At 65.4% G+C, this 7,981-nt stretch carries 15 protein-coding genes; all 15 read left to right on the top strand.

All coding sequences use genetic code 11. The features are described from left to right. A partial coding sequence (locus ABFC66_RS05280; protein WP_346739918.1) for a phage portal protein occupies nucleotides 1–632 on the top strand: 632 nt, incomplete at its 5' end. Between the two features lie 139 nt (nucleotides 633–771). Then, nucleotides 772–1,032, top strand: coding sequence for a hypothetical protein (locus ABFC66_RS05275; RefSeq protein ID WP_346739917.1), 261 nt, complete (start codon nucleotides 772–774; stop codon nucleotides 1,030–1,032). 201 nt (nucleotides 1,033–1,233) lie between these two features. Continuing rightward, on the top strand, nucleotides 1,234–1,890 hold the full coding sequence (locus tag ABFC66_RS05270; RefSeq protein WP_346739916.1) for an HK97 family phage prohead protease: 657 nt from the start codon (nucleotides 1,234–1,236) through the stop codon (nucleotides 1,888–1,890). A 17-nt stretch (nucleotides 1,891–1,907) separates the two neighbouring features. Next, nucleotides 1,908–3,206 carry a phage major capsid protein gene (locus ABFC66_RS05265; RefSeq protein WP_346739915.1) on the top strand — a complete coding sequence of 433 codons (1,299 nt, stop codon included), beginning with the start codon at nucleotides 1,908–1,910 and terminating at the stop codon, nucleotides 3,204–3,206. A gap of 10 nt (nucleotides 3,207–3,216) precedes the next feature. Then, a complete protein-coding gene (locus tag ABFC66_RS05260; protein WP_346739914.1) occupies nucleotides 3,217–3,648 on the top strand; it encodes a hypothetical protein in 432 nt (143 codons plus the stop codon). Nucleotides 3,649–3,726: 78 nt separating this feature from the next. Beyond that, nucleotides 3,727–4,299 carry a head-tail connector protein gene (locus tag ABFC66_RS05255; RefSeq protein ID WP_346739913.1) on the top strand — a complete coding sequence of 191 codons (573 nt, stop codon included), beginning with the start codon at nucleotides 3,727–3,729 and terminating at the stop codon, nucleotides 4,297–4,299. Further along, nucleotides 4,296–4,622 (top strand): phage head closure protein, encoded by a 327-nt coding sequence (locus tag ABFC66_RS05250; protein ID WP_346739912.1) that lies wholly within the window; start codon nucleotides 4,296–4,298, stop codon nucleotides 4,620–4,622. Before ABFC66_RS05255 ends, ABFC66_RS05250 begins: the two co-directional genes overlap by 4 nt. Beyond that, nucleotides 4,619–5,032 carry a DUF3168 domain-containing protein gene (locus ABFC66_RS05245; RefSeq protein WP_346739911.1) on the top strand — a complete coding sequence of 138 codons (414 nt, stop codon included), beginning with the start codon at nucleotides 4,619–4,621 and terminating at the stop codon, nucleotides 5,030–5,032. Before ABFC66_RS05250 ends, ABFC66_RS05245 begins: the two co-directional genes overlap by 4 nt. A gap of 4 nt (nucleotides 5,033–5,036) precedes the next feature. Continuing rightward, nucleotides 5,037–5,450, top strand: a complete 414-nt coding sequence (locus tag ABFC66_RS05240; RefSeq protein ID WP_346739910.1) for a phage major tail protein, TP901-1 family — start codon at nucleotides 5,037–5,039, stop codon at nucleotides 5,448–5,450. 8 nt (nucleotides 5,451–5,458) lie between these two features. Next, nucleotides 5,459–5,773 (top strand): gene transfer agent family protein, encoded by a 315-nt coding sequence (locus ABFC66_RS05235; protein WP_346739909.1) that lies wholly within the window; start codon nucleotides 5,459–5,461, stop codon nucleotides 5,771–5,773. Then, complete coding sequence (locus ABFC66_RS05230; RefSeq protein ID WP_346739908.1) at nucleotides 5,770–5,952, top strand: rcc01693 family protein; 183 nt, start codon at nucleotides 5,770–5,772, stop codon at nucleotides 5,950–5,952. Before ABFC66_RS05235 ends, ABFC66_RS05230 begins: the two co-directional genes overlap by 4 nt. 14 nt (nucleotides 5,953–5,966) lie before the next feature. Further along, complete coding sequence (locus tag ABFC66_RS05225) at nucleotides 5,967–6,335, top strand: hypothetical protein (protein WP_346739907.1); 369 nt, start codon at nucleotides 5,967–5,969, stop codon at nucleotides 6,333–6,335. Next, nucleotides 6,332–6,535, top strand: a complete 204-nt coding sequence (locus ABFC66_RS05220; protein WP_346739906.1) for a hypothetical protein — start codon at nucleotides 6,332–6,334, stop codon at nucleotides 6,533–6,535. The genes ABFC66_RS05225 and ABFC66_RS05220 overlap by 4 nt, the downstream gene beginning before the upstream one ends. 184 nt (nucleotides 6,536–6,719) lie before the next feature. Beyond that, nucleotides 6,720–7,349, top strand: a complete 630-nt coding sequence (locus tag ABFC66_RS05215) for a phage tail tape measure protein (protein WP_346739905.1) — start codon at nucleotides 6,720–6,722, stop codon at nucleotides 7,347–7,349. 1 nt (nucleotide 7,350) lies between these two features. Beyond that, nucleotides 7,351–7,980, top strand: coding sequence for a DUF2460 domain-containing protein (locus ABFC66_RS05210; RefSeq protein ID WP_346739904.1), 630 nt, complete (start codon nucleotides 7,351–7,353; stop codon nucleotides 7,978–7,980). Nucleotide 7,981 lies beyond the last annotated feature (1 nt).

The raw sequence follows: 7,981 nt of genomic DNA, 5'->3' as shown, positions 1-7,981 counted from the left end.
CGACCGACGATCACTACGGCATGAGCCCGGGGGAGGCGGCGGCTTTCGCCGTCGATATTCACAATGCGGCGGGGCAATGGAACAAGGCGCTGCTCGACAATGCGGCGCGGCCTTCCGGCGCGCTGGTCTACAAGGGCGGCGATGGGGCGCGGAACCTGACGGAGGACCAGTTCGAGCGGCTGAAGCGCGAACTGGCGGAGAATTATCAGGGCGCGGCCAATGCCGGGCGTCCGCTGCTGCTCGAAGGCGGGCTCGACTGGACGGCGATGGGGCTGACGCCGAAGGATATGGACTTCATCGAGGCGAAACGCGCGGCGGCCCGCGAAATCGCGCTCGCCTTTGGCGTGCCGCCGATGCTGATCGGCATTCCCGGCGACAATACGTTTTCGAATTATCAGGAAGCGAACCGGACCTTCTGGCGACAGACGGTGCTGCCGCTCGTCTCGCGCACCGCGCGGTCGCTGACGCGCTGGCTTGGTCCGCGTTTCGGCGAGGGGTTGCGGCTGGGCTACGACACGGATCAGGTCGAGGCGCTATCGGCGGAGCGCGAGGCGCTGTGGGCGCGTGTGGGCAAGGCGGACTTCCTGACCGAGGACGAGAAGCGCGCGGCAGTAGGATATGGGAAGAAGTGAGGCTGAGTGCGCTGCCCTACGTTGAGCCGTCATCCCGGACTTGATCCGGGATCCATCTTTGCCGCGCGACCTGCGAGGAAGATGGATCCCGGCTTTCGCCGGGATGACGCAATTATTTCAGGCGAGGCCGGAGGGGACCATGAAACTTGGCGACAACGTGGGCTGGAAGCTCGACCGGCATATTCCGGTGGCGCTGGTCGTGACCATCGCGCTGCAAACGGGGGCGGCGTTGACATGGTCGGGTGCGGCGGCAGAGCGGCTGACGGCACTGGAACTGCGGTCGGGGCGCACGGATGAAGTGGTCGAACGCACGGCGCGGCTGGAGGAACAGTCGCAGGCGATGCGGGCGAGCCTCGCGCGGATCGAGGAGAAATTGGATCGGGCGGTGGCGCGGAGGTGATGCGGTTCCTCTTTCGTCACCCCGGACTTGATCCGGGGTCCATCTTTGCTGCGAGGAGGGAAGATGGATGCCGGATCAGGTCCGGCATGACGAGGTAGAGGAGAGACGTGGATGGCCGGGACGAGCCGGGCCATGACGGGAAAGATCAGAGAAGACGTGAAGGCGCCCCCTAGGGCGCCTTTTTTATTGGTTGGAGGTCAAGTGGAACAGGGCAGGCGGTCGGAACAGAAGGCGACGCGGTTCGACGTGAAGGGGCTGAAGGAGGATGGGAGTTTCGAGGGCTATGCGTCGCTGTTCGGGCAGGAGGATCTGGGGCGCGATGTGGTGATGCCCGGCGCCTTCCGCTCGTCGCTCGCGAAGCGCGGTCCGCGCGGCATCAAGATGCTTTATCAGCACGACCCGAATGAAGTGATCGGCGTGTGGCTGAAGCTCAGTGAGGATATTCGCGGGCTACGCGTCGAGGGGAAGCTGCTGCCAGATGTCGGGCGCTCGCGCGAGGTCCTCAGCCTGATGCGGGCGGGCGCCGTGGACGGGCTTTCCATCGGCTACCACGTCGTGAAGGCGACGAAGGACGGGAAGACGGGGCTTCGCAAATTGATCGAAGTCGATCTCTGGGAAATCTCGGTCGTGACCTTTCCGATGCAGCCCGAGGCGCGGATCAGCGCCGTCAAATCGGAACGGCCGACGGAACGGCAATTCGAACGCTGGCTCTCGCGGGATGCGGGGTTCAGCCGGGCGGAGGCCCGCCGCATCGTGGCGGGCGGATACAAGGCGCTTCCAGCTTCGCGGGACGCGAGGGGAGGCGATGGCGCGGGGCTGGCGCGGGCATTCCGCGAGGCGGCGCGCATTTTCAACTGACATCAAGAGGAGAGCACATGAGTGCATTCATGAACGGCGTCCCGCGCATCGGGGCGTCGCTGAAGGGTGAGGCGCGCGCGCCGGAGGTCAAAAGCGTCGGCGCGCATGAGGTTCGCGATGCGATGGACGAGTTTCTCTCGGCCTTCGAGGACTTCAAGCAGGCCAATGACGAACGCCTGGATGAGATCGAGAGGAAACTTTCCGCCGACGTGGTGACGGAAGAAAAGGTCGATCGCATCAACCGCGCGCTGGACCGGCAGAAGAAAACGGTGGACGAGCTGGCGCTGACGCTGGCGCGGCCGGAAATCGGCGGCGAGCCGCGCATGCGGCTCGATCCGGCGCGGCGCGAGCACAAGCGCGCCTTCGACCTCTATGTGCGCAAGGGCGAAGCGCAGGATCTGCGCACGCTGGAAGCCAAGGCGCTTTCGGCGCAGTCCGATCCCGATGGCGGCTATCTGGTGCCGGCGGAAACCGAACGCCTGATCGACCGCATCGTGTCGGATGCATCGCCGATCCGCGCCATTGCCGGTGTGCGCCAGATCGGCGCGGCGAGCTACAAGAAGCCTTTCACGGTTTCCGGTCCGGCGAGCGGCTGGGTGGGCGAGACGGAAGCGCGGGCGGAGACTTCCGCTTCGGGGCTTTCTGAAATCGAGTTTCCGGCCATGGAACTTTACGCCATGCCGGCGGCGACCTCGACGCTGCTCGACGATGCGGCGATCAACATCGACCAGTGGCTGGCGGAAGAAGTGCAGACGGCCTTCGCGGAACAGGAGGGCACGGCCTTCGTCAATGGCGATGGCATTCGCAGGCCGCGCGGCTTCCTCTCTTATGCCAAGGTGGCCAATGCCAACTGGGCCTGGGGCAAGCTCGGCTATCTCGTCACGGGCGCGGCGGGCGCCTTCCCGACCTCCAATCCCGCCGACGTGCTGATCGACCTCATCTATTCGGTGAAGGCGGGCTATCGCGCCAATGCGCGCTTCGTGATGAACCGCGCGACGCAGAGCGCCATTCGCAAGCTGAAAGACGCGGAAGGCAACTATCTCTGGCAGCCGGGCATCGCCGCCGGCGCGCCGCCGACCCTGCTCAACTATCCGGTGACGGAGGCGGAAGACATGCCTTCCATCGCCAGCGATGCGACGGCGATCGCCTTCGGCGATTTCAAGCGCGGCTATCTCATCGTCGACAGGCTCGGCGTGCGCGTGCTGCGCGATCCCTATAGCGCCAAGCCCTATGTGCTCTTCTACACGACGAAGCGCGTGGGCGGCGGCGTGCAGAACTTCGAGGCGCTGAAGCTTCTGAAGTTCGGAACGGCATAAGGAGAACGCGATGCGCGACATTCATCACAACATCAAGACCGTGCAGACGCTTGATCCGGCGGTGACGACGGCGGCGCGCGCGGGCGCACCAGTCGATCGGCAGGGTTTCGAGGCGGTGGAGCACATCGTGCTTTTCGGCGCGAGTGGCGACGCCTTGTCCTCGACGCTCAAGACGGATGTGAAGCTCGAAGCCTCGGAGGACGGAACGAGCTGGGTGGCCGTGACCGATGCGAAGCTCACATCGGGCGTGGCGGTTTCGGCGGCGGGTGTCTTTGCCACCGTCGACGCCGCGGCGAAGGCGCAGATGGCCTATCGCATCGGCTATGTCGGCAATGCCCGCTATAGCCGCGTGAGCCTCGCGCTTACCGGAACGCATACGGCGGGAACGCCGGTGGCGGCGCTGGCGCTTCTGACCAGGGCGAATGTGAAGCCGGTCGCGTAACCGGCCTTGCGGGGCGTCCCGGCTTTCGCCCCTCCCTCCGAAGGCCGGGACGACACTCTCAATCTCGAAAGACATCTCATGACACTCATCCTGACGGCGGGGCCGGCCGAGGAGCCGGTGACGCTTGCCGAGGCGCGGGCGTTTCTCCGGCTGGACGACACGAGCGAAGACATGCTGGTGACGGCGCTCATCACGGCGGCGCGTGCGACGCTGGAGGCGGAAACGCGGCGCGCCTTCGTGACGCAGAACTGGCGGTTGCTGTTCGATCAGTTTCCGGAGGAGGCGATTGTGCTGCCGCTCGCGCCGGTGAGCGCGGTAGCGGCGATTTCGCTTGTCGCGCGAACTGCGCCTGACGAGACACTCGACGCGGCGCTCTACGAGCTCGACCTCGGCGGCGAGCCGCCGTGCATCTGGCGTGCGCCAGGCGCCGCGTGGCCGATGACGAAGCGGCGTGTGGCGGGCGTCGCCGTCGATTTCACGGCAGGCTATGGCGGAGCGGAGAGCGTTCCCCAGCCGTTGAAGCAGGCCGTGCTGATGCTCGTCGCGCATTGGTATGAGACGCGGCTGCCGGTCGCCTTCGACGGCGCGGTCTCCGACATTCCGTTGACCGTGGCGGCGCTGATCGCGCCTTACCGGAGGTTCCGGCTGTGAGCGGGAGTGATCCGGGACGGCTGCGCGAGCGCGTGACGATCGAAATGCCGGTGCGGGCGGAGGATGGCGCGGGCGGGGCGTCGATCGGCTGGAGCACATTGGCGACCGTCCGGGCGGAAGTCATCTCGTTCAAGGGAGCGACGCTCGCCGCCACCGAGCGCGAGGAGGCGCGCGAGCCTTACCGCGTTGTCATCCGCTATCGCGACGACGTGACGGCGGAGATGCGACTTCGCTGGCGCGGACGGGTGCTCGACATTTCGGGGCGGCACGATCCCGACGGGCACAGGCGATGGCTCGCCATCGAGTGCGAGGTGCGGCCATGAGCGTCTATGACGCCGACCTCGCCTTGCAGAGGGCGATCTATGCGCGGCTCTCGGCCGATGCGCCGCTCGCCGCTCTCGTGGACGGACGCATCTACGACAATGTGCCGGGCGACGCGGGCTTTCCCTACATGACGCTGGGCGAGGCGCAGGTGAGCGACTGGAGCAGCGGCGATAGCGATGGCGGCGAACATCGCCTGACCTTCCATGTCTATTCGCGCGGAGGCGGCCGCGCAGAGGCAAAGACCATCCTCGGCGCGGTCAACGCGGCGCTGCATGACGCTAGCCTGACGCCGGAAGGTGCGAGGCTGGTGAGCATCCGCTTCCTCGATGCGGAAACGCGGCGCGAGCCGGACGGCATCACCTGGCGTGGAACGATCCGCTTCCGCGCGCTTACCGAAATCATGGAGTGACATCATGGCAGCCCAGAAAGGCAAGGACCTGCTCGTCAAGCTCGACGCGGACGGAGCGGGAACATTCACGACGGTGGCGGGACTGCGGACACGGGCGCTCGCCTTCAATGCGCGCAGCGTCGACGTGACCAACGCGGATTCCGCAGGACACTGGCGCGAACTGCTCGAAGGCGCGGGCGTGCGTTCCGCTTCGATCAGCGGGCGCGGCATTTTCAGGGATCAGGCATCGGACGCAAGCATTCGGCAGGTCTTTTTCGATGGCGCGATCAGGAACTGGCAGGTCGTGGTCCCCGATTTCGGAACGGTTGCGGGCGCCTTCCAGATCACGGCGCTGGAATTCGCCGGTGAGCATGATGGCGAAGTGACATTCGACATGTCGCTCGAAAGCGCGGGCGCGCTCACCTTTACGGCATTGTGAGGAACGACATGGCCAACAGGCACAGGGGCGAGATCGCCGCATTACTCGGCGGCGAACGCAGGACGCTGGTTCTGACGCTCGGCGCGCTAGCGGAACTTGAAGACGCATTCGGCGGCGAGGACATGCTTGCGCTCGCGTCGCGCTTCGAGACCGGACGCATATCGGCACGGGACGCGATCCGCGTCATCGGCGCCGGACTTCGCGGCGCGGGCGATACAGTGAGCGACGAAGAGGTCGCGCGAATGAATGTCGAGGGCGGCGCAGCAGGTTACATCGCTATCGTTGCCGATCTGCTGACAGCAACCTTTGGCGGCGAAACGTGAAGCGTTTTCCCTGGGCGGAGGCAATGGAAATCGGCTTCGGCCGATTGCGTCTCTCGTCTGAACAATTCTGGCGCATGACGCTGCCGGAACTGGCGACCGCCGCAAGACGCGGTGCTCCGGCGCAAGAGGCGCCGGCACGCGATGCGTTTGAGAGCTTGCTGCGAAAATTTCCAGATTGAATGAGGTGGATGGCATGTATGCGATCGATGTGGCGGCGTTGCAGCCGCTTGTGAACGAACTCGTCCTGGCGACGCTGACGGCGCTTGCTTCGGTCGTCGTGGCGAGGGCCTGCGCGTTTCTGAAGGCCAAGCGCGATGGGGAATTGGGGCAGATCCTCGACAAGACGCTGGGCATGGGCATCGCCTTTGCCATGTCGAAGCTCAAGGCGGCGGAGGATGGCCATGCGACGGTTTCGGTGAAAAGCGAGGTCGTCGCGGAAGCCGCCAATTATGCGCTTCTCCATGTGCCGCAGACGGTGAAAGCGCTCGGGCTCGATGGCGAGCATCTCGGACGAATGATCGAGGCGCGGCTTGGCGTGGCGGAGGGCGGGGCGCAGGCGTGATCGATCTTCTCGCGAAGCTCATCGGCATTCTGGGACAGTTCGGCGCGGCGTGGCTCTCCTATCTCCTCGCGAAGAGACAGGATGAGGCCGCCGCCCTTGCAAAAGAAGTGGAGAAGCAGAATGCGATCGGCGAAGCGCTGGCTGCGGCTCCTCACGATCAGTCCGATGCTCTGCGCCGGCTGCGCGGCGGGTCCTTCTGAAACGCCGTGCCTTCATCTCCGCGACTATACGGCCGCGGAACAGGCAGCGGTTGCCGATGAGATAGAGCGGCTTGGTTCCAGTTCTTCGACGGGCCGCTTCATGGCCGATTATGCGGGCCTCCGCGATCAGGTGCGCGCCGCCTGCCGCTGACGCGGCATTACCCACTTCATGACAGGAGACAGGATGACCGATCCGAACGATCCGTCGGCGCTGGCCGCTGCGCTCGATGCGGCTTCTGCGGCAACCAGGAACTTCGGCACGGAGACGGCGCGTACCCTTTCCTCGGTGACGGACAATTACCGGCGAGCCTCGTCGGGCGGGCGCGATTTCGGATCGGCGCTGACGCGGGCCTTCGACGATGTTGCGCTGAAAGGCAGATCGCTGTCGGACACGTTGAAGACGCTGGCGCTCGATCTCTCGAAGCTCGTTCTCAACAACGCCGTCAAATCGGTGGCGAATTCGGCGGGCAGCTCTCTCGTCTCGTCGCTGGGAACGCTTTTCGCCAGTGCCGACGGCAATGTAATCGCGGGCGGCCGCGTGAAGCCCTTTGCGAAAGGCGGTGTGCTGTCGAGCCCGATGCTCTTTCCGCTGGAGAACGGGACCGGGCTCGCGGGCGAGGCGGGGCCGGAAGCCATCATGCCGCTTCAGCGTGGGAGCGATGGGCGGCTCGGCGTCGCGGCGCAGGGCAACAGCCAGCCGGTGACCATCCATTTCAACGTGACGGCAACGGATGCGGCGAGCTTCCGGCGCTCCGAGACGCAGATTGCCGCAATGCTCAACCGCATGGCGAACCGCGGCGCGAGGAATCTCTGACATGGCGTTTCACGAAATTCGCTTTCCGACCAATATCGCCTTCGGCGCGACGGGGGGACCGGAGCGGCGCACCGAAATTGTCACGCTCGGCTCCGGCGCGGAGGAACGCAACAGCCCCTGGGCGCATTCGCGGCGTCGCTATAATGCCGGGCTTGGCTTGCGCTCGCTCGACGATGTGCATGAGCTGATCGGCTTTTTCGAGGCGCGCCATGGGCGGCTCTATGGCTTCCGCTGGAAGGACAGAGCGGACTGCAAATCCTGTGCGCCGGGCGCGGTGGCGAGCGCGACAGACCAGATGATCGGGACGGGCGACGGCGCGACGCGGACGTTTCAACTAGCGAAGACCTATACATCCGGCGGCATCGTCTATGAGCGGCCGATCATCAAGCCGGTGGCGGGAAGCGTCAGCGTGGCAGTCGATGGCACGGCGATGGCGGGCGCCGCGTTTTCAGTCGATACGACGACGGGAGTCGTCAGCTTTACGGTCGCGCCAGCTTTCGGCGCGGTGGTGACGGCGGGATTCGAGTTCGATGTGCCGGTGCGGTTCGACACCGATTTCCTGGAGATCAATCTGGCGGCGTTCGAAGCGGGTTCGATCGCCAATGTGCCGGTTGTCGAATTGAGGCTCTGAC

The sequence above is a fragment of the Parvibaculum sp. genome, from assembly GCF_039680535.1.
Taxonomy (GTDB): Bacteria; Pseudomonadota; Alphaproteobacteria; order Parvibaculales; family Parvibaculaceae; genus Parvibaculum.
Note: the sequence above shows the minus strand (reverse complement) of the source record. Positions and strands in the feature narration are given on the sequence as shown.